This window comes from Paenibacillus sp. 7523-1 (assembly GCF_002276415.1).
Classification (GTDB): domain Bacteria; phylum Bacillota; class Bacilli; order Paenibacillales; family Paenibacillaceae; genus Paenibacillus; species Paenibacillus illinoisensis_A.
In genome coordinates this window covers 66,905-87,438 of record NZ_NPBR01000031.1, presented here as the reverse complement: position 1 = coordinate 87,438, position 20,534 = coordinate 66,905, and the positions used below count along the sequence as shown (strand labels likewise).

The 20,534-nt window shown below is 44.3% G+C and carries 17 protein-coding genes; 3 read left to right on the top strand and 14 right to left on the bottom strand.

Going from position 1 to position 20,534, the window contains the following annotated elements:
- From CHH60_RS28240 to CHH60_RS28230, 3 genes are all read right to left on the bottom strand, one after another.
- Window positions 1-852: S-layer homology domain-containing protein (locus CHH60_RS28240; protein ID WP_141236999.1), on the bottom strand; the 852-nt coding region annotated here is incomplete at its 3' end.
- Window positions 853-1,357: 505 nt separating this feature from the next.
- Entirely contained in the window at window positions 1,358-2,575 is a 1,218-nt protein-coding gene (locus CHH60_RS28235) for a sensor histidine kinase (RefSeq protein WP_095362221.1), read from the bottom strand.
- A gap of 246 nt (window positions 2,576-2,821) precedes the next feature.
- Window positions 2,822-3,355: a GNAT family N-acetyltransferase gene (locus CHH60_RS28230; protein WP_095362220.1), complete on the bottom strand. Its 534-nt coding sequence runs from the start codon at window positions 3,353-3,355 to the stop codon at window positions 2,822-2,824.
- 300 nt (window positions 3,356-3,655) lie between these two features.
- Between CHH60_RS28230 and CHH60_RS28225 the strand changes: the two genes are divergently transcribed.
- Window positions 3,656-4,372: a YheC/YheD family protein gene (locus CHH60_RS28225; RefSeq protein WP_141236998.1), complete on the top strand. Its 717-nt coding sequence runs from the start codon at window positions 3,656-3,658 to the stop codon at window positions 4,370-4,372.
- 694 nt (window positions 4,373-5,066) lie between these two features.
- Here CHH60_RS28225 and srtB read toward each other — a convergent pair.
- From srtB to CHH60_RS30445, 7 genes are all read right to left on the bottom strand, one after another.
- Window positions 5,067-5,843, bottom strand: coding sequence for a class B sortase (srtB, locus tag CHH60_RS28215; protein ID WP_095362217.1), 777 nt, complete (start codon window positions 5,841-5,843; stop codon window positions 5,067-5,069).
- Window positions 5,844-5,928: 85 nt separating this feature from the next.
- A complete protein-coding gene (locus CHH60_RS30450; RefSeq protein WP_255248118.1) occupies window positions 5,929-6,126 on the bottom strand; it encodes a hypothetical protein in 198 nt (65 codons plus the stop codon).
- Window positions 6,123-11,909, bottom strand: coding sequence for a DUF7601 domain-containing protein (locus CHH60_RS28210; RefSeq protein ID WP_255248117.1), 5,787 nt, complete (start codon window positions 11,907-11,909; stop codon window positions 6,123-6,125). Before CHH60_RS28210 ends, CHH60_RS30450 begins: the two co-directional genes overlap by 4 nt.
- Window positions 11,910-12,449: 540 nt before the next feature.
- The gene (locus CHH60_RS28200) at window positions 12,450-14,573 is read right to left on the bottom strand and encodes a 5'-nucleotidase C-terminal domain-containing protein (protein WP_095362215.1); all 2,124 of its coding nucleotides are present in this window, start codon (window positions 14,571-14,573) and stop codon (window positions 12,450-12,452) included.
- Window positions 14,574-14,703: 130 nt separating this feature from the next.
- Window positions 14,704-15,981: a polysaccharide deacetylase family protein gene (locus CHH60_RS28195; protein WP_095362214.1), complete on the bottom strand. Its 1,278-nt coding sequence runs from the start codon at window positions 15,979-15,981 to the stop codon at window positions 14,704-14,706.
- A gap of 32 nt (window positions 15,982-16,013) precedes the next feature.
- Window positions 16,014-16,661, bottom strand: coding sequence for a hypothetical protein (locus tag CHH60_RS28190; RefSeq protein ID WP_255248116.1), 648 nt, complete (start codon window positions 16,659-16,661; stop codon window positions 16,014-16,016).
- 253 nt (window positions 16,662-16,914) lie between these two features.
- Entirely contained in the window at window positions 16,915-17,037 is a 123-nt protein-coding gene (locus CHH60_RS30445) for a hypothetical protein (RefSeq protein WP_255248115.1), read from the bottom strand.
- Between the two features lie 257 nt (window positions 17,038-17,294).
- On the opposite strand from CHH60_RS30445, the gene CHH60_RS28185 reads away from it, so the two are divergent.
- Both CHH60_RS28185 and CHH60_RS28180 read left to right on the top strand, forming a co-directional pair.
- Window positions 17,295-18,245 carry a YndJ family transporter gene (locus CHH60_RS28185; protein WP_441339420.1) on the top strand — a complete coding sequence of 317 codons (951 nt, stop codon included), beginning with the start codon at window positions 17,295-17,297 and terminating at the stop codon, window positions 18,243-18,245.
- Window positions 18,246-18,336: 91 nt separating this feature from the next.
- Complete coding sequence (locus CHH60_RS28180; RefSeq protein ID WP_095362211.1) at window positions 18,337-18,789, top strand: HEAT repeat domain-containing protein; 453 nt, start codon at window positions 18,337-18,339, stop codon at window positions 18,787-18,789.
- Window positions 18,790-18,997: 208 nt separating this feature from the next.
- On the opposite strand, the gene CHH60_RS28175 is transcribed toward CHH60_RS28180, so the two are convergent.
- From CHH60_RS28175 to CHH60_RS28165, 4 genes are all read right to left on the bottom strand, one after another.
- A complete protein-coding gene (locus CHH60_RS28175) occupies window positions 18,998-19,141 on the bottom strand; it encodes a hypothetical protein (protein WP_255248114.1) in 144 nt (47 codons plus the stop codon).
- 68 nt (window positions 19,142-19,209) lie between these two features.
- The gene (rlmH, locus tag CHH60_RS28170; RefSeq protein ID WP_095362209.1) at window positions 19,210-19,689 is read right to left on the bottom strand and encodes a 23S rRNA (pseudouridine(1915)-N(3))-methyltransferase RlmH; all 480 of its coding nucleotides are present in this window, start codon (window positions 19,687-19,689) and stop codon (window positions 19,210-19,212) included.
- A gap of 241 nt (window positions 19,690-19,930) precedes the next feature.
- Entirely contained in the window at window positions 19,931-20,092 is a 162-nt protein-coding gene (locus tag CHH60_RS30020) for a hypothetical protein (protein WP_176476237.1), read from the bottom strand.
- A 36-nt stretch (window positions 20,093-20,128) separates the two neighbouring features.
- Complete coding sequence (locus CHH60_RS28165; RefSeq protein WP_068964251.1) at window positions 20,129-20,296, bottom strand: CxxH/CxxC protein; 168 nt, start codon at window positions 20,294-20,296, stop codon at window positions 20,129-20,131.
- Window positions 20,297-20,534: the final 238 nt, after the last annotated feature.

Sequence of the window (20,534 nt, the reverse complement as noted above, 5' to 3'; positions counted from 1 at the left end):
GGTCAGCATCACATCACCTTTTGCTGGCAAGGCTGCGATTGCCGCTTTTACCAGATTGGCGATTTCCAAATCTCCATTACTTGAGGAATTCCCTCCTGTACCTGTCGAAGGTGTACCACCACCAGTAGAAGGTGTTGGACTCGGTATTGGGACTGGTATTGGAGTTGGTGTTTGCGGTATTGGAGTAGGCGGGGGTGTCACAGACGGCTTTTGTTCATCAATCTTAGTCTTTTCGTTTAGAAACTTATATGCGACCAGAGCTACTTCCTGACGACTTGCTTGATTAGAAGGTTTAAACGTACCATCCGGATTCCCCTTCATTAGTTCCAATTCAACAGCAGCACCAACTGCATCTTTAGCCCAGTCAGAAATTGAATTAACATCCGAAAACGCTAGGTTTTGACCCTTTCCTGCACTATTAACTCCTAGTGCATTCACAAAGATGACAGCCATTTGCTCACGGGTAAGATTTTGATTGATACCAAAAACTCCATTACCCATACCTTTAATTAGACCAGCTTTGACAGCGGCCTCTACAGCAGAGAATGCATAGTTGTTTTGAGGAACATCTTTAAAAGAAGGTGATTGTGGAGGGTTGTCGGTATCCAGATTCAATGCTCTTACCAGTACGATAGCGAAGTCCTGTCGCTTTATATTACTCATTGGATTAAATTTTCCATCACCAGTGCCATAAATAATCCCTTTTTGGACAAGTTCATTAATCTCTTCCTTGGCGTAGCTACTTGAAATATCGCTCAAAGTTACCGAAGCGGAGGCATGTGGTACCATGGTGCTAAGGATAGCGACTGTAGATAGGATTGATAAGGACTTTGCTTTAAAATTCTTTTTCATCTGTTCCCCTTAAATGATTTAGTTTTTAAATAATTAATCCTTTTTCTGCTGATGTATACATCTCTCAATTTACTTTATGTATTAGTTACAATCCTCCTCAGTACTGCCAGCACTATCCTCCACAAACACATCTGACATATACTCCTATCAAGTACACTACCTAAGCTTGTCTGATTCACAATTGGTCACGCCGCAGACAACTATAATGCCGATTTCACATTCAAGAATCACATTTCATCCTTGATTTGTGTTTTTATTCTACTCACTCGAGATATGTTAGTCAATCAAGAAAAATCTATAAAATTACTATGATCTCAAGAAGACCTAGAGAGGAAAAAAGGGGCGCAATACGATGTTAATAAAAGCAGGTGCTGTCCCCTCTGTTACAAGACATCGCCTACATCCACCAAACCTTTTTACGCCAGATTTGTCATTAATTTTTCCCATTATCGAGAACCTGCTATTTAGCGAAAATACGCTTAAAAAGAATATTTATTCTACACTTTCAGTTGTCATTTACAGCTAGGAAGCGAACAGTAACCGTGGTTCCATGTCCTTTCAAACTATGATAATGAATTTCTCCGCCATATTTTTTGACAATATTAAAGCAAATCATTAATCCGAGCCCTGTCCCATTACTTTTTAACGAATAAAAAGGAGTTCCTAGTGACTTCACCTCATCTTCTGACATTCCGCTTCCTTGATCGATAATTCTTATCTCAATATCATGACGATTTCTCCTTGCCGTGACAGAGACAGACATGCCAGCCTCCGATGCTTCCACTGCATTTTTGATTAAATTCATTAGCAGCTGCTTGAACTCAATCGTATTAATGAGAATCGTACAGTCTTCCTCAACATCTATATCAATATGATTATCCGACAGCATGGCATATGAACTTAGCAGACTTGTAACACTATGAAGGACATCCTTCACATTGACTCTCTCCGGTTTCAGATCTCCGTTGGGCTTGGAGAGGGTTAGGAATTGAGAAGTGATGTGTTCAACCGTATTCAGTTCATCGATCATTAATTTAAACTTGTTCTTGTCCGAAACGTCAAAAGCGGGATCTTGCTGATATAACTGCAAAAAACCTCGAACAACAGTAACCGGATTCCTAATTTCATGCGCCACAGCAGCGGTCAAATTAGCGATCATCTTCAAACGCTCTGCTTGTTGTACCTGCTCATAATAGAGCTGCTGCTTTTTCATCCGACTAAAGGATAAATGAAATATGAGAAACAGCAGCACTTGGCTGGCTATGATATTGATTAAATTGCCTACAAGATCGTAATGTAAGTATGTATACACCTGTCCCTGGTCAATTAGAGTAATATAAACGAAAGTCATCAGGATCAGAATTCCATTTAAAACCATGGAGAAGTAAAACAATTTCATATCAAAAAACAAAATGGCAAGGGAAGGAATGAGGCATATCAGAATATAGGTGGTCCAGGTATCCGGGTACAAAAAGAAAAGAGTATAGAAATAAACGAAGCCCATCATAATGATGATCTTTCTGAAAACGTAGGTCTCATACTTCGGATAGATCAACAAACACACCGATATAATTGCTACACACGTAAAATGAATACCATATCCTATCGTAATGCCCTTTAACTCGGACGTCGATAGGATAAGTCCCCACACCATAAGCACAATGATCGTTAACATGGAGATATAATATGTTCTTCGGTTTACCTGACTGTATAATTCTTTCATGAACCCACCATTTCAATTCATATTTAATATCTTCGAATATCTTCAACACGATTTAACCTTGTGCGCGGGTAAACCTAAAGGCACCCGCCTGGATGCCCTAATCTACATCTCATTGTATCTTATTTGACTAACGACTTAATATAAAATTCTGTTGTTTTACGTAAAATGCAAAATAGCCGTACGGTCTACGAACCCGTACGGCTATACTCAGTGTATTCTACTTCGTAATGCTGATAGATTAGTTTATTATGATGTTGATGTTGATTTTGAGTATAAATACAGATCACTCGCTGCTTCTTCTGCGCCTTTATCTTGGCTAAAAATTCCTTCATATGTGAAACCAAGCTTTTGCAAGAGCTTTATGGAATTCAGGTTTTCAGGTCCTACCTTTGCTTCGATTCGTTTCAGCTTCCATGATGAAAAAGCATACTCGACCAAACTCGAAACCGCCTCTGAAGCATAACCTTTTCCCCAGTAGGATTTGGCTAGGTCATAACCAATTTCCGCTGTTCCATTTGCAAAATTGAAGGCATTATACCCACATGATCCTATAATTTCGCCCGATTCTTTGTGTATGATGGAGAAACGAATGGCCTTATTGTCCTGTGATAGATCATCCAGAAGCTGAATCATTTCTATTGCTTGATTTTCAGCCGTGAAACAACGAACATTCATAAATCGAGTAACCTCCGGATCAGACCAGATTTTAAATAAACCCGGTGAATCTGATACCCGCATTTTCCTCAGTTGCAGACGCTCTGTCTGTAATTCCGTAATCAATACTTTCACCTCCATTGTTTTTGGATAGGGTAGGTTCAAGATATTGATATCTGTGCATAGTTCAGTCCCTTCCATGGTGAATTCATTCTATTATATCAAATGTATAAAAAATCCATATACCCACCACTCCCATGCTAATCAGACATCATAGAACCGGTCGGCGTCCCAACCCGAACATCGATAAATACTCGAGTTGAACGAGCATTATCATGAATATAGACGAATGGCCGCTTATGCTAACCGTTACTTTACCTTAGAATGACTGTAAACGAATGAAAAAAGGCTGTGATTCCGATTGTAATGAAAAGAGACAAATGGACTCAGTACCGCATCCTCCGTAAGGGCCCTTCTCTTGCCAAACGTCTGCCTAAAACGCGTCTGTTTCAAAAGAACAATTTTACGAAGATGCTGAACCAATATCAGAGCGTCGTTGTGAAGCCTCGCGACGGGCGTTATGGAAGAGATATCCTGTTCATACATCGAAACGGTGCGAAATCTATACGTATTCAACATGAGGACCATGTGACTGCCATGAAAGACACGAATCAGTTACTTCAATTGTTCCATAACAAAAACAAAGTTCATGGATATATCGTCCAAAGACGTTTGCAGCTTGCCCAGGTTCAAGATCGACCCTTCGATATCCGCATTATGGTTCAACGCCAGAAAAATCCTTCATCCCCCTGGAACGTGACAGGCTCATACGCAAAAGTTGCAGAGCAAGGATACTATGTCACGAATGTGACCAGCCGCACCATCCCCGTGCTAAAAGCATTAAAACTAGCTCATATTGGAGGCCGAAGCTTACTTGTTAAGGCGGAACGAATTGCCCTACTGGCTGCCAAACGACTGGGAGAGCACTATCCCAAGCTAAGACAGGTGGGGTTCGATATAGGCATCGACAGGAAGCGTCGGATTTGGATCATTGAAGGCAATTATAAACCAGACCTGCGCCCTTTCCGGCATGTACAAGATTCCTCGATGTATCGCAGAATATTATGGTATAAGGAGCATTGAAGCAAAAAGAAAGGTGACCCACCTTGTAGCTTTGGCAGGTCGCCTCTTTATATTTTGGTGCTATCCCCGAATCATAATCGGTTTCTGTTATTTCTTGCGGCGTTTAGTAGCACTTATTACGCGTGTCACTTGAAATCTATTTACCCCGACTTGTATAATAGCGAACTGGCTGTATGAAGTACCCGAAGAAGTATACGGTTCGGCTTCAACATTTCCACTCGGCGTTCTAACCGTTGCCGTTATTCTAGTCAACAGGCAGGCCCCGCGACTAGACGCTCTCCAAGTCTCATCACGCTGAACACTATAATTGTCGTCAGCACAAAAGATGGATGCATACTCTACTCTCCCAACCGCATTATATGGAGTGGAGTTAAATATCTGAACAAGGTCATAGCCAGCTCCAGGTCTTCTATTTCCCATTCTCAAAACCTCCTTTATTATTGATAGTTTTATTAAATGCAATAGGATTGCTTTTAGTGAGGTATAAAAGTGGACAAGAAACAAAAAGTACGTTTGTCCGATTATCGTTCTATTGAATAAGAGGTGAAAAGCTACTATAAGGTATAAGTAGACTCAACGTTTTGCCGACAAAAAAAACGCGTCCTCCTAAGGGAGAACGCGATATGAAGCAGAATCATTTCCTGTTTTAATTCTTGTATAATTCCCTGTATCGTTTCTTGTAAACAGCATCACCTCAACGCTTTCGCGCGACCACGGCCAGCCTTCCATTTTCAGTCGAGTACTCACACGTAGACAGCACAACAAGCTTATCGCCATACTGGGCTGTTACACCTGTATCATAGAGAGAAAGCTTCTTCATATTCTGTACATAGGAATCGAACTCGGCGGGCGTATTGATATCCCCAATCTGATAGTATTTAAAAACGTCATCCGATTTTCGATAGACCTCTGACAGAATAACGGCAACAATCTCATACTCTTCTTTCTCGTAAAGTGTGCTGAATTGGAACGTGGCATGCTCCTTATAAAAGCTCTCGTTCTTATATTTCATCAAGTCTTTGAACATCCAGCCGCTTTTCATGTGGTGTCCATGAATCAGCAAAATGTTCGAAGTATCAGCCTGACTATCCTTATCCAAAAAAGGAAGCCCGCCTGCATTTTCCCTTTTATCAAAATCATGATTGAGATAATACTCCGCATCCTTTGGATTCTGCATGACCGGATACTCAATCCGGGTACCTTCCATTTTCAGCCAGCCCACAATGTCCGAGTTCCTCTGGTAAAGATTCCGGAATTCGGGAAGCATGGCCTGCTTATTCGCCTTATTGGACAAAAAGGAGGGGATTGCATCCCCTCCTTCTTGGTTTGATCCTTCCTCCCAAACCTCTGTCAGCTCTTCAATTTTCTGTTGCTCCGTATAATCCCGCAAAAAAATTCTTGTCATACTGACGAGAGAAAACACCAACAAAAGGGAGGAAACGGCGATAAGCATTTTTTTGGTTTTGCTCATTGCTTTCTTACCGCCTTTCCAATCTACTACATGTGCGTCTTCTTCTTATTACCGAGTAGACAGAGTCCGATTGTCACCAAAGACATCAGCGCCAGAACCATATACCACATTGGCGAAACACTGTTGTCTCCGGTTTTTGGAGCCTCGTCCAGCTCGTCACCAACATTGCTGCTTTCGTTGCTGTTGTTATCGGCTTCGTTGCTGCCGTTTCCAGTTTCGTTGCTGCTGTTGTCGGTTCCGATGTTGCCGTTATCAGTTTCGTTGCTACCGTTGTCGGTTTCACTGCCACCGGGTCTCGTTGCTACCGTTGTCGGTCTCGTTGCTACCGTTGTCGGTCTCGTTGCTACCGTTGTCGGTCTCGTTGCTACCGTTGTCGGTCTCGCTGCTACCGTTGTCGGTCTCGCTGTTACCGTTGTCGGTTTCACCGCTACCATTATTGTTGTTTTCGTTACTGCCATTGTCTGTACCACTGTTACCGCTGTTGCCCGTTCCACTGTTCCCATTCCCAGCGTTACCACCGGTGCCGCCACCGGAATGGATCGGTTTCATTGGGACATCGTATTTTACAATGTCAAAATCAACAGAAATGGTGCCGCTTCTGTGTGTTTCATATCCATCCTTCGTTACAATCAGGTAATAATCTGCTTCAGGGAATACCATGTACGCGTAGAAGCCGTTGGCATCACTCATCTGCTCTGGGCTCTCGTTGTCATGAGGCGGAAAATTAGGAACCGGAGGAAGTGTAACTTTCGTACCCGGAATGCGGCCGTTATCTCGATTACGCTGCGTATCAGCATAGTAGAGTGTAACTTTGGCTCCTTCAATTTTCTTGCCTGTGCTCGCATCTCCTGTCGTTTCGTCATAAACCGTACCGTAAGGATCGACCAATGCCTCGGATATATTCAGCTCCCCGTTCGCTTTCACGTTCAGCTGTGTCACTTTGAAGAGCAGTTCCTCCCCCGTCTCAGCCTTATAGCGAACTTCCATTGTATACTTCTGCTCGCTCAGCCCCTCCACAGAGAAGGTACCGTTCGAAGCCATAGGAAACGCCTTGGGATGACCGTTCTCCTCAACATACTTGCCGTCCATATCCTTCAAATAAATGTACATCTGACTGGTTAATGACTCAGTGAATAGCTCTGTTGTTCCATCCAGCTGCTTAAACAGAATGATCCCTACAGCTGTAATGTCAGCCGGAATGGTCTCGTCCGTCACGCTGCCGTCTACATTCGCTTTTTGCGTGAACTCGACAGGAACATCTTTTCCGCCTACCTGATACCACTTGGTATAAGTGATTGTGTAGTCCGTATCCGCTGTGGCCGGGATCGCATATTCACCCTTGTCATTCGTTTCCGTTTGAATCTCCTTGCCGGTTTTCAGGTCCGTTATCGTAATAGGTGCATTTGGAATAACTTCTCCTGTGTTGTTGTTACGCAGAACGCCTTCCAGATATGGGCGAGTATTGATAAAATGCGCTTCGGCCAGTTTTTTCTCTGGAATAGTGCCTGTGTGGTCAAAACTTTCAGGATTCGTTACATAACCATCTTCCGTGTAATCATCCTGGGTCACCTTATACTCGAGATACGTTGGAAGTCCTTGCACAATAAGTGTCTGACCGTCTGTAAGCTCAAAGGTCTCCCCGTTCTTGATTGTGCCGCTGCTTCCGTCTGATTTTTCATAGGTGAAAGCTTCGTTCTCGCCCTCTCCTGTGAAGTTAAGGGTGTACTTGAATAGTTTCTTTTTGTCATCGTCTTTGCCTTTAACTGTATTACTGATGAGCAGGCCGCCCTTCAGTACCCGAATGTTGGTGAACGGGGCAAGTTCTTCTTGGCCTTCCATGACTCCGATATGTTCCCGTTCCTCAGGATTGGTCGTGTAGTCATCGGCTGTGTATTCCTTCTGGGTAACTGTGTACTTCAGACCCTTAGGCAGATCGGAAATATCCAGTGTCTCTCCATGCTTAAGCTTGAAGATATCCAGGGACTTGATCGTACCTGTGCTGCCGTCCGACTTCACGTAGGAGTAGCTTCCATCCTTACCCGTACCCTCAAAAATAACTTTGTACTCGAAGTCCTTCGTCTTGTCGCCACCGTTCCCCATGACGGTATTGCTGACTGTCAGCTTGTTAACGGTTCGTTCATTGACGAAGTCTGCCTTGTGATCACCTTTATTCACGATTGTACCGGTCAATTCTCTCGTTTCCGGGTTAGTCGTGTATCCGTCAACGGTTGTATAATCGGCCTCGGTTACGGTATATACCAGACCTGCAGGCAATGCCGAGAGAGTTACAGATTCTCCATGCTTCAGGATAATCTTGTCACCGTTCTTGATCGTGCCAATCGTACTATCAGGCTTCTTATAGGTATATTCTCCGTCCTTACCTTCACCCTCGAAAGTTACGGTATATTCAAAATCCTTGGCAGGATCGCTGCCGTTCCCTTCCACCTTATTGGTGATGGTCAGCTTTCCTTGTGCTGGTGTAGGAACAACCAGCGGATTATCCGAGGTTACTTTCACGCCATCTACCCAGATGGGCTTTCCAGGCGTATTGCCTACATATACCTGATAAATTTTTGTAGTCGGCAACCACGTTGTTGTGTCGATATACGTTTCCTTCAGCTCATAGTATCCTGGATCCGGGAATAACAGATTCAGTTTTCCGCTGCTATCGGTTGTTCCTTTGGCAACTTGGGTTCCGCCGTCTTTTTTATACAGTGTAAACTCTACACCTTGTAGCGGATTGTTATCGGGATCCACCTTTCTCAGAGGCAGAAGCGCATTGGAGCTTGAACTTCCAGCAACGTCTGAGTTGTCCAGCGTACTTTCACTTCTGGCACTGACTGTTTTCAGCTTATCATCACCCACCAGCTTTACTTCGTTGCCCATTTTATCGCCAGCTTTTGCTTTGGAAGGGTCAACCTCTGTTTGGTAGACAAACTGGTAGAACTGATTAGGGTCATCCATATTAAATGTTAGCACCGTTGTGCCGTCGGCACCTGGGACAGCTTCTACCTGAACTTCACTATTCGGGTCGCTAAGATCCAGTGCTTCTCCCTCTCGTTCCAGAGCTCCGCTGGCAGACAGCTTAGCCTGATACACAGCCATACTAGGTGCTGTTAGCACAAGCTGTCCATTTTCTTCATAGCGCAGATCCATACCTGCACCTATGGTATCCTGCAAATATACACCCTGTGCCATATTGAATGGAGGGGTATAGTTTACTGTCCATTCGAGTACACCTGGAACTGGCTTTGTTACTGACTTGCCCAGGGTCTGAACCGGTACAATCACTTTGCGCTGTTCAGTGAGAACCTTCTCCACACCACCCCATGTCATATGGAGGTCGGCTTGGTTATACATTACCTGCTTATCGATGCCGCTGGTGGTATACTCGTCCAAATACTTCTGCAGAGCGGTATTGGAAGGTCTTGCTTTTACCAGAATGACATATGGACTCTCCAACTTGGAGAAAGTGAACGTCCCCTCGTTTCCTTGATGTGAGAAACTGACGACATGAGCACTTGTTCCTGGTTCGATACGTGTTCTGGCATCATTGCGGACACCATATTCTGTACCTGATCCATTGTCGGAAAATCCTTTCCACAGCTCAAACTCCTCATCTTCAGAAAACGGAACGAACTCCCATCCCTCGGGCAGTGTGTCCACCAGCTTGATGTTGCTAATGACCCGATTGCCGCCAGTCTTAGCCATTTCTTCTGTGTTATATCCTGGCATGTTGACCCCTAAACGGAATGTGACCGTCTTGGTTGTCCTATCATAGCCTGAAATGGTCCATGCTTCATTGTTATCGTTTCGAATATAGCTACCAATGTTATTCGGGCTTACATTTTCAAGTGTGCCATCTGTCTTCAATGGCTTCGATGCAAAGAGCATATCTTTGTTCAGCATGCGCAGATGAAGATTAGCAGCATTTTCTGCCATTTTCACGGTATCTCCATCAAACAGCAGTGCCCGATTCCGAATCGTTTTTCCGGTTTCAATATTCTGTCTGAAGAGGATATCCGGGTTAGTCTCCAGTGAACGGAAGCTGAAAGATGCAGCCTTATCCGTATATCCGGTTACCTTAATCAAATCTGCCACCACTTTACCGTCTACGGTTAAAGGAATGACCTTTGTCGTAAGTCCGGCTGCAGTCGTTTTTAAGGATCCCTCATGATACTGCTTCCACAGCTGGTACGAGTTAACGTTGGCTTTGATTTTGGCAATGGTTTCTGTGCTCACTTCGCCAGTTATATCCACTGCATTGTCCAGAACGTTCAAATCACCGCCATGTACCAGCACATCGTAAACTACTGCATCTGGCAGGTTATACTGTGGCGCCAGATTGACCGTCCATGTAACGCCACCCAGGCTATAATCCTCGGTTGAAACGTTGCCTGTTTTGGTAAACGTATGTGCACCGATGTTGACTATTGCCTCATCTGTCACTGCATTCGGTCTTGTACCAGCTATGACATCGTTGTTCTGTATGCCGCTCGGTGTATCCAGATTCCAGTTGGCACGTGGGTCAATTCTGAAGCTGGAACCGCTTGTGACCTTGCTCTTAATCACTAGTTCTACTTTGCCGTTGATCTCCCCAAAGGAATACATGCTGTTTGCATCCGGTGTGATGGGCTGTGCCCCAGATGCCGTATTATCCACCCACGTCTGCCATTCAGCTGATATAAAGTCCAGCCCGGCAGGCAATACATTCGTAATCGTAAAGTCCTTTAACCCTTTTTTGTTATATTGGTTAACCGTGACCTTCCATGTAATAGTTTCACTCGCATGGTCATAGGAAGCACTGGCTTGAATCCAGTCAGGGGCAAAAGAAATCTCCTGACTTGCCTGCACCAGCATGGTGCTGTCCTGTCTCAGTTCTACTTTGCCATGCATATCCCGGTGGCTGCGACCAAGATTACTTGGTGCATTGCGATACTCGTAATAATAAGCTTCCTTGGGTATCCATGTTTTAAATTCAACCTTTGGATCCAGACCTGTTCCCTCCGGAAATAGGTAAGTTAGTGATCCGTCGGCCCCAATGACTGGAGTTACATCCTGGCCATTGACTTTAAACGAACCTTCCATATAGATACCGGGCACGTTACCAAAGCCCGTATTATATGCGGCGGGATTCGTATAAAATATCTTCCCGTCCAACGGTAATTGGACTGTTTTATCAAACTGATCAAATGCGGATACCGTTGACTCCCAGGTAATTGCACCCTCTACCAATTGGGCTGGTTGAATTCCCCGGTAACTATACTGGTCCCATCTAATCATTCCAGGCGAGCCTAAAGTGATGCTGTACGCTGCCGTCACATCCGGGTTAACTAACTCATACGCTCCCCCGAAAATCGTGATAGGCTTCGTATCACCGTAATTCATGCCTGTGATATCCGAATTGGCAGTGGTTTCGAAGCCGAAGGTAACCCCTCGTCCTACACCGTTAAAAAACCAATCATCACCATCGAACACAATTTTAATGCTATCCGGGGTGAAATACGCAGTACCGAGCTGCTTCACACCCATATCGGTTGTTGCCATTAATGGCTTAGTAGCTGTCGGCAGTACTACTTCGTTGAAGTAGATATCCCGTCTTAACTCGATGGAATCACCCTGCTGAATGTACTTGGTTGTATCATTCTCATCCGGTGTATTGGCATAATCCCCTTTAACCGGAACCTTGAGGCCCTCTGATTTAAGGGTAAATGCCTGCCGGCCCTGGATCGTACCACCGGGGCTAACAACCGTTCCCTGCGTTACCTGCAGTGGGAAGGTTACATTTGCATCCATGAATACCACCGTTTTGTCGGTCGGAGCTGCCGTCATCGCTAAGGAAGCGTTCGGCAGATCGTACACTGCCTCGGTTACTGAAGACGGTTCGTCAGTACCTGGTGACTCATCTGTGCTCGGCGAATCGGTTTCGCTAATAACCGCGGCCCCAGAATCGCTTGGTTCGCTATCCGCATAGGCCGTGACAGAAAATGCCACCGTCTGCAATACAAGCATCATTGCCAAGAAGCAAGAGAGTATTGCTTTTCCCATGTTGCGCTGTCGTTTCAAGATCCCTTTCTCCTCCATTCGCTAAATTGCCAAAATCCATCAACAACGGAGGATCCAGCCTGATCACATTTATCCTAATGAATCTCTTCTATATGTATGATTCTAGTGGACCTTGCCTCAATGAGATCTTGCGGAGATTCCTCCTCTTCACCCTCATAGATCGATGGTTCGTGAAGATGCACTTTGGTCCGAGTTTCCACTCTTTCTTGTTTAGTTTAAAAAACGAGTCTCTACAAAATCTCAACAAGTACAACTTGAACAAGAACATCTGCATATTTGAGGATCTACTTGAATAGAAAGGTGATTCATTTAAGTTGAATTTAGGGGATTTATGGCTTGAGGGAGTGCATTTCTGAAGTGATCTTACCTCTTGGACTACCTAACGGTTCATATAAGCAAAATAAAACACATCCTCATTGGGGTTATAGTACTCTCCTGGATAAACCCTTTCGAAGATTCGAGGTTTATCATTAGAGAAGAGCTATTTTCCAAAAAGGATGTGTCTTCCTGTCTTAAAATATGGTTTGATTACGTTCTATATTATGAAGCTTTTGCTGCAACTGCTTTTTGAATGAGAGCTTTGGCATCGTTATTGGAGAGACCTTGTTTCGGCTCGAGTGAATTGTTCTCTGCCGCTTCAAGAATACCTTGCTCAATCAATTGTGCCAAGGATTTAACTGCATAGTTAGATACGGATTTACCATCTTTGAAGCCAGCAATAATCGCTGCAGCATCTTTATCCGAAGCTGGATTTTTCAACAACTTAGCAAGAATAGTCGCTGCTTCTTCACGAGTGATATTACGGTCAGGGTTGAAGTTGCCACCAAAGCCTTGAATGAATCCAGCGCGAGCAGCTTCAGCAATGGCATCTGCATATGCCGCGTCAGCAGCCACATCCTTGAATGCAGGTGCTGTAGCAACTTCGTTTAGTTTCAACATGTCTACTAGCGCACTTACAAATTCAGCACGGGAAATGAACTCTGTTGTTACCGGTGTTTCTGGCTGCTCTGCAGGTGCAGCAATGTTCGTAATGCGTCCTTCTGTTTTAGCCTGAATTGTGCCGCCTTTATATGCATCTACAATGTATTGATAGAATACATCCAGATCGATAGGGCCGGCCAGGGATGATTTAGCATCCACCAGTACCTTATAGTTATCTCCACCTGCTGCCATAAAGTTGTTCACTACAGCTGTATATGTTTTGGCAGGATCAATAGCCGTACCATCTTCAAGGCTAAGACTAGTCACACGTTCTGCAACTGGCTTATTGAAATCTGCAGTGTATTTCAAACCAGAGATTTGTAGTGTTTTGGTGTTTGGCGTACCATCCGCATTGGTTCCCCACTGTTGTTCCAACAAGGTTTGAATTTGCTCACCTGTCAGCTCCAGTTTTACTAGCGTATTGCCAAACGGTTGGATTTTAGCAAGATCAGCAAATGTCACATCGCCTTCTGGCAGATCTGCACGAATACCACCTGGGTTCATAAATGCAAAGTCAGCTTCGCTTGCGTTATCCCCGAAATCCGCTTGACGCATTGCATCTGCAATGAGATTTCCTAGAGGTGCTTCGTTATTGTAGGCATCTGTGCGAGTAACAGAACCATCTGTTGTACCTACTGGCTTGGTTAGCTCAGGATGCTTGTCCAATGATTTCTTTATAATTGCCAAAGATTCGGGGTCTTCTTTTACACCCTCTTGGAAAGTTGTTGTCACTGTTGCAGATTTTTCAGTTACATCCCCAGTCGTAGGGTCAATCAACAACTTAATATCTTCAAATGCCGTACCATAAGAGTAAGCTTGAACAATCAATTTTCCATTCACTTCACCGTTAGCCAAAGCGTGATTGTCACCTGCAACGATTACGTCAACAGGCGAGTCTGCTGGCAGAGCTTTTGCCAAATCAGCGGCTTCTCCAGTAGTTACGCCTTCTTTGGTTGTTGCTGGATCATGAGCCAGAACGATGATCGTTTCAACACCTTGATCTTGCAATTCTTTTGAATATTTATTAACCGCTTCCACTTCTTCCTCAGCACTTAGGAAACGCACGCCTGCTGTACCCGATGGTGAAACTTTAGCCGGTGTAGATTTCGTCACTAATCCGATAAATCCGATTTTGACGCCGCCCACTTCTTTGATCACATATGGCTTAATTAATGTTTTGCCCGTGGCAGTCTCGATGACATTTGCATTTACATAATCAAATTTCGCTCCAGCATGAGTCACTTTGCCTTCTTTTGGATCAAGGCCACCAAAGATCTGTGCTTTCAATGCAGCAATGCCTTGGTCGAATTCATGGTTGCCAAGAGAACCTACATCGAAGCCCATCATGTTCATCCATTCCATCGTAGGCTCATCACGATCCAAAGAAGAAACTGGCGCCGATGCACCAACAGAGTCTCCATTATGGAAGAGGAGGGAGTGTTCATATTTGGCTTGAGCTTCTTTCAGATATGTAGCTAGAATTGGAGCTGTTCCTGCCTTTTTATCCCCAACCATTGATGTGGTATCGAGCTGACCATGCAGGTCATTAATTCCGATTAAGTGTACTTCTACATCTGTGCCTGCAGCAGAGACAGATCCTACCGCGCCGAATAGTTGAGAAAGTAATAGTGCAGTCGTTGCCACACGAATGGTGCTTTTCCCCAAAACTTTTTTCCATGACATGAGTTAAAAAACCCCTCTCCAATTTCTGATCCTGAGATATTTTAACATAAATCTAGTCATAAAAATCGCGAATTATATCAAATGGATGTAAAAATTTTGAAAGATTGATAGAGAAGGAAGCTGGTCTATTTTATTGGAAGATGACAAACTTCAAGTTCTTTTCTTTTAAATGTTCCAGAATAGCGGGCAGTGCTTCTAGTGTGTTCTTGTTCTCGTGCAGCACATATACGCCCCCAGCAGCTTCCACCTGGTGAAAGTATCGAATAATGTCCTCCGGTTTCTTCGCATTCCAGTCCTCTGGATCCCGATTCCATAGGAGAGTCTTCATATTCATCTTCTTGACTTCGGAGACAAGTTCGTTGTTAATTGCACCGTATGGTGGTCGGAACAACGTAACCGTATTATGCGTCAGTGATTCTATAACGCTGTTTGTTTTCGACAAGCTCTCGCTCTGATCCTGAGGTGTAGAATTCGGAAGCAAACTGTGATCCCAGGAATGATTTCCGATCGCCATTCCATGTTCACCCGCATAGATAACAGCATCTCGATTGCGTTCCACCTTCTGCCCTACGAATAGGAAAGTTGCCGCTACCTTCTGTTCTGTCAGAATGTCCACAAACTGCTTCGTAAGCGCGGAAGGTCCATCATCAAAGGTTAAAGCCACATATCCCTTGGGTAAACCAAAGAAGGACTCCTTTTCATCAATATCGATGACTTCAATGGAGGCTTGGTTGGTACTATGCCGATCCGATACTTGAGATACGACCAATTGCTCCGTTCTCGCAGCTGCATCGGTGATTTTGGACGTGTATGTATTGCTTATAGATACAGGATCCACCGCTGATTTTGGAGCATCTGTCTTTTCCTCTGCCTGCGCCACTCCGACGGGACTGCTAAATGTATCTGCAGAGTTGTCATTCCCTTTCGAAGTGATAGATAGAACAATCAGCAAGCCGGCAGTGAACAGAAACAGAACGAGTATTTTAGGCATGTGTACAGCGAATTGCCGCAGGAGGTGCGTCCGCTGCGGAGCGGGTTCCTCTACGCTGTCTTCCTGACCTCGATCTTCCATTATTACGGGTGGAAGGTTCCTGATCCGCTTTATTTCATCTATGTATGCTTCACTGCACGCAAAATACTGCACATCCCGGGAAACTTCTGTGGATCTGATTATGGAACTATACAAGGTATTTCGGTAAGGATCCCACTTGGCATAAGGAGAGAGTCTGATTCTGTCTCCGTTGATTGGCTGTAACACTTCAAGTCCAAGATATGTAAACTCATCAATAACCAATTCGTATGTAGCTTTCCTATCCTCTTGGGTCACGATGACCGTGAGTTGATATACACCATCCGAGGTCTTCCCAAGCGATAACAGCTCTATTACCTGCGTAATGTATGAATCCATACCACTCGTCCTCTCTTCCGATCAGACATGACTTAATCGTTTGGAGATTCTTCGGTTTTTCCAGCGTTCGATGCAAACGGAGATGTCAGTCTGTTCGTAAAGTCATTTACCACATTAAGCAGATGTGTTTTCTCCTGGCGAAGAGTATCGAATTTCTGCTTCATTTGAGTGAGCTCGGATTCAGATCGTACATTCTTCTCCTCAAGCTCGCTGATTCTCTTATTCTTATCGGTAATCATCTCATTGTGTTTCTGAAGCAGGCCAGCATAATTCTGACGTTCGAGTTCAATGACACCCTTTAGCTCCTCATTCTGACCAGCCATATTCGATTGGAGCTCCCGATAGTCTTCCAGCATCTGATCAACCTTCAGGTTCTTATCGGCCAATTTCCGCTCCAGCTCCAAAATACTCTTCTCCCGTTCCTCAATGACCTTGCCCAAGTTCTTTAGATCTCTGTTCAAGCGATCATTTTGTCCATTCGCATGGTTTAGTCGATCCTGTACATCGTTATGGCTCATTTCGACATGCTGTTTTTCCTTAATCATCTGCTCTACGGCGAATAATAGATCAAGTGAGCTTTTGTCCATATGGGCCTTATTGTTTAAAACAGAATCTGAAGACTCTTCCTTCGCTTCGGAAGTAGTTGAATCTAACGATACTTCCTTTTGTGGTTCTTCCAAGTCCCTCCTCACGTGAAGGTCCTCTCTCGATAGCTGTTCAAGTCTACTCTTCTTCTTTTGGAACGGTGAAAACATATATTAAATCACCTTTTCTAAGAAAATGTTGATAAATGTCGATTCATGACATATAACTGCATATTAATTATCGGAAATTCTCTTGTATTTCTTAATATGTTCAATAATATTTACAAGTTCTGAGCGCAGAAAAAAGAGACGTGGACATCTCTCCAGCGTCTCTGACTTTTATCCTAGATTACTTTTTTTCTTCTTGTGCGGTGGCTTCTCCGCCTATGAAACAGAGGATCTCAATATCATCAATGTCTATCTTTTCTATGAAGTCTCCATTCGTATAATTCAAGGTTAACTTTGCGGTCATCTCCATTCTCCTTTTTAACAATATAGTAAAGTGCCTCCATTGGAACTCTCGTCGAGAAAGACTCTAGAGACTATTTTCACACGATCCTTCTCGCAGTAAGATGCTTATTTTCATATATTGACAATTATATGTGTTAGACTACAAAAAGAAGAATTGCCGATCTATAATAAAGAACGCTACACAACTGGGTGCAGGCGGTTATTACGATAAACGTAGGTTAGAAAGGAAACACCATGAATAGTTCCTTGAAGCAACTAATGAAATCATTATTAGCACCCGCGTTTCCCGGTGCAATTATAAGCATTCTGATATTTTATCTTAATTACTTTCAATTCGAACTTGTTGAAAAATTTCTACTTTTTGCCGCTTTCGTCATTGTTCCTCTTGTGATTTTACTCTTGAACCATGACGCAAGGAATAAATATCAACGAAGGATTTATGCTGCTATTAAATGGCTTCAATTTCCCGCTGCGCTTCTTACCTTGGCCTCGGTAATGAGCAGTAAGATGTGGGGATTAGAAAGCACCGCAATACCAGGGATTCTCTCCCTTGGGTGGCTACTGTTTACACTAATGCTTGGCATCTATGGCTTGATCACTATTGTGATCTCTAAAGGAAGAGCAGCGGAAGTAGCGATTGGAGCGGGGCTCGTTTATTTTTTTATCGGGGGCATATGGTTTACCTTATATCAATATCAGTTGGACCTCTTTGAAGCTAATGTGGCTACACACGCGTTAAGCTCGGTCCATTTTCATTTTTCATCTGCAATCGTTCCGATTTTTATTGGCGCACTGGGACGGATCATGACGAAAAAAAGCTGGTATCCCTGGGTTGTTGCCATCGATATCATCGGACCCATATTGATTGCTTTCGGTATGATTTTCTCCAAGCCGATTGAGTACATTGGTGTCACTTTGTTCGCATGTAATATTGTGGTTTATACCGCTTATCTCTTTGCTTACTTGAGGAAAAATGCTTTGGATATTAAGTCAGCCTTCTTCTTAGGCCTTTCTTGCCTAGCCTTTTACACGGTTGTTGTCATTTCCATCTTCTATCCGTTACTGAAAAATATGTATTCCTTAACCATACTCGACTTCATTCCCATTTACGGATCTCTGCATGCGTTTGGTTTTGTCTTATGTGGACTAATTGGTTGGGTGTGTATGGTGAACATCATTAAGGAAAAGGCTAGCCAATCGGCTTCATAGGAGTAGTTTAGTCAGGTTCGTGCTATAATAGTGATCACATAAATAACATTCATCATCCTGCCGAGATGGCGATGATTAAGGAGATTGAATTTTGACGAACAACCATGATATTGGAGCAGTGAACGAACTACCGGAGAACTTTGAAGAGCTCAAACGAGCGGCTAACCGGTCGTCAAGCTGGAGAGACAGACTGAATGCGGTGAACGAATTGGGAAACTGGGATACAACCCCTACCATTAAGTTGCTCCAGCATGTTTTGAAAAATGATCAAGTGTTCCAGGTGCGTGAAGCCGCATATTTCAAGCTGAAGCAGTTGGATGAAGATGTACAAATGCCTGCCAAAAACAAAGGTGAGCTGTTCAAAGGTCTTAACAAAATTTTGCTACGGATTAAAAAAAGCCTTCCTGAAGGTCACACATTCGAGCAATTTAAGGAAAAACTGCAAAAGACACGTCTGGATATCTATGATACTTACGAGGGCGACAAAGATGCTGAGTTCGACTCCTGGCTCCATGGAATTTGGGAGACACTAGGTAGAAAATAGCCGCCGTTCACCGTATAATAGCTGAGACCAAGCCACTCCAAAAAAATGGAGTGGCTTCTTTATTTCTTCAGGGTCACCTCCATCAGATATGGGTTATTTTTCTCTCTAAAGAGTTGCTACTGTCAAACTAATCTGACAAAAAAACGCCTTGTCTACTAATTCTTAAAGATCAGTAAACAAAGCGCACGGTTAGAGCCTACATTCAATCTCACATGTACAGTCGCTGTACGATGTCAATGCCCACATCCGCATCACCATGAACGACATTGATTACACCAACTGGGAACTCACTCGCATTAATCTCTCCAACCTTCGCTGCCGCCTGTGGCACAAACGGACTCGATTTAAGCACAATCGTGTTCCTATCTTCAGTAGGCTGTAAATACAGGCTACTGCGAGTTTTCCGCAAAAAACTTGCCCCTACTTATGATACGGTTCATTCCGATTGATCTTCACCGCGCGATAAATCTGCTCCACCAGCACCAGCCGCATCAACTGGTGCGGCAGGGTCATGCGCCCGAAGCTCAGTCGCTGCTTCGCGCGGCGCAGTACCTCATCGGAGAGCCCGTGGCTTCCTCCGATGACAAACACGACATGGCTCGTCCCATACGTGCCGAGCTTGTCGATTTCCGCTGCCAGCTCCTCTGAACTCCAGAGCTGGCCGTCCAATGCGAGCGCAACGACATGCGCCTCGCTCTTCACATGCGCGAGGATGCGTTCACCCTCGCGCTCTTTCACCGCCCGCACCTCAGCTTCGCTCAGGGTGTCGGGCGCTTTCTCGTCTGCGACCTCGATCATCTGAAACTTGATGTACGGGGCAAGACGCTTGGCATATTCCTGAATGCCAAGCGTCAGATATTTTTCCTTCAATTTGCCTACGCCAATAATTTGAATGAACATAAAACCACTTCCTCCTCATGATCCAATCCGTATGTATCTATTTATATGAACGGTGCTTCACCACAACTATAATCTCACTTATTAAACGCAGATCCTCTTGCGAACCTCACACACCTTAATACGAGGAAGTAAGGGCTCTTTACAGTTCATTTCCGGCAAATAGCATGTCTACGGTTCGTTAACCCACAATATCGGCCCTAATCATCCCTTTTAAGACGTCTTACGTTCCTTACCTGACGCTTCAAAGAATGACTCTCCTATCCGACTTCACCCACAGACAGCAGACAGCACATACCGCCATCTCCCCATTCTCCCACAAACACAAAAAGAGCGCTCCGACACGCTCTCCCTGCTTCTTGCCTTTGATGTTCATACCGGATGGCAGGCGAGCGAGTGCGTCCATAAGGGACGCCTCTGCTGCGGATGCCTACACAGTACGCTAGACGACGAGAAACTCGGCCTTTTGTTCGCACTCGGCGCACTTCGCAGGCGGGTCCCAATCGGCAAATTCCGTCTCCTTCAGATCAACAATATCCGGAGCGTCCTCATACTCATCGACAAACATGTCGATGGCAATGTCCACGTGTTCTTTGCATACAACGTACATCCGTTCAAGCATCCTTTCTGTAACCAGCTATGCTCCCGATTCACAACCGCTTATCCATATAGGATAGCCACTTCTCTGTTCTATCACACCTGGGGTGGAAAAGAAACCCCTATCCCTCATTTATCGTGTTTAACCCCCAATAATCTTCCCCATCCAGCAAAAATCAAACCAAAAAAGCGCTCCTTTTTCGACACTATTCCGTATCCCTAGAGACGCTCCAATGATTTCATACAACAAT

Excerpts from the sequence above, each read along its gene's own strand:
- CHH60_RS28235 (WP_095362221.1), bottom strand. The coding sequence starts at position 2,575 with ATGAAAGAATTATACAGTCAGGTAAACCGAAGAACATATTATATCTCC.
- CHH60_RS28225 (WP_141236998.1), top strand. The coding sequence starts at position 3,656 with ATGAAAAGAGACAAATGGACTCAGTACCGCATCCTCCGTAAGGGCCCT.
- srtB (WP_095362217.1), bottom strand. The coding sequence starts at position 5,843 with ATGAGCAAAACCAAAAAAATGCTTATCGCCGTTTCCTCCCTTTTGTTG.
- CHH60_RS28200 (WP_095362215.1), bottom strand. The coding sequence starts at position 14,573 with ATGTCATGGAAAAAAGTTTTGGGGAAAAGCACCATTCGTGTGGCAACG.
- CHH60_RS28195 (WP_095362214.1), bottom strand. The coding sequence starts at position 15,981 with ATGGATTCATACATTACGCAGGTAATAGAGCTGTTATCGCTTGGGAAG.
- CHH60_RS30445 (WP_255248115.1), bottom strand. The coding sequence starts at position 17,037 with ATGACCGCAAAGTTAACCTTGAATTATACGAATGGAGACTTCATAGAA.
- CHH60_RS28185 (WP_441339420.1), top strand. The coding sequence starts at position 17,295 with ATGAAATCATTATTAGCACCCGCGTTTCCCGGTGCAATTATAAGCATT.
- rlmH (WP_095362209.1), bottom strand. The coding sequence starts at position 19,689 with ATGTTCATTCAAATTATTGGCGTAGGCAAATTGAAGGAAAAATATCTG.
- CHH60_RS30020 (WP_176476237.1), bottom strand. The coding sequence starts at position 20,092 with ATGGACGCACTCGCTCGCCTGCCATCCGGTATGAACATCAAAGGCAAG.
- CHH60_RS28165 (WP_068964251.1), bottom strand. The coding sequence starts at position 20,296 with ATGTACGTTGTATGCAAAGAACACGTGGACATTGCCATCGACATGTTT.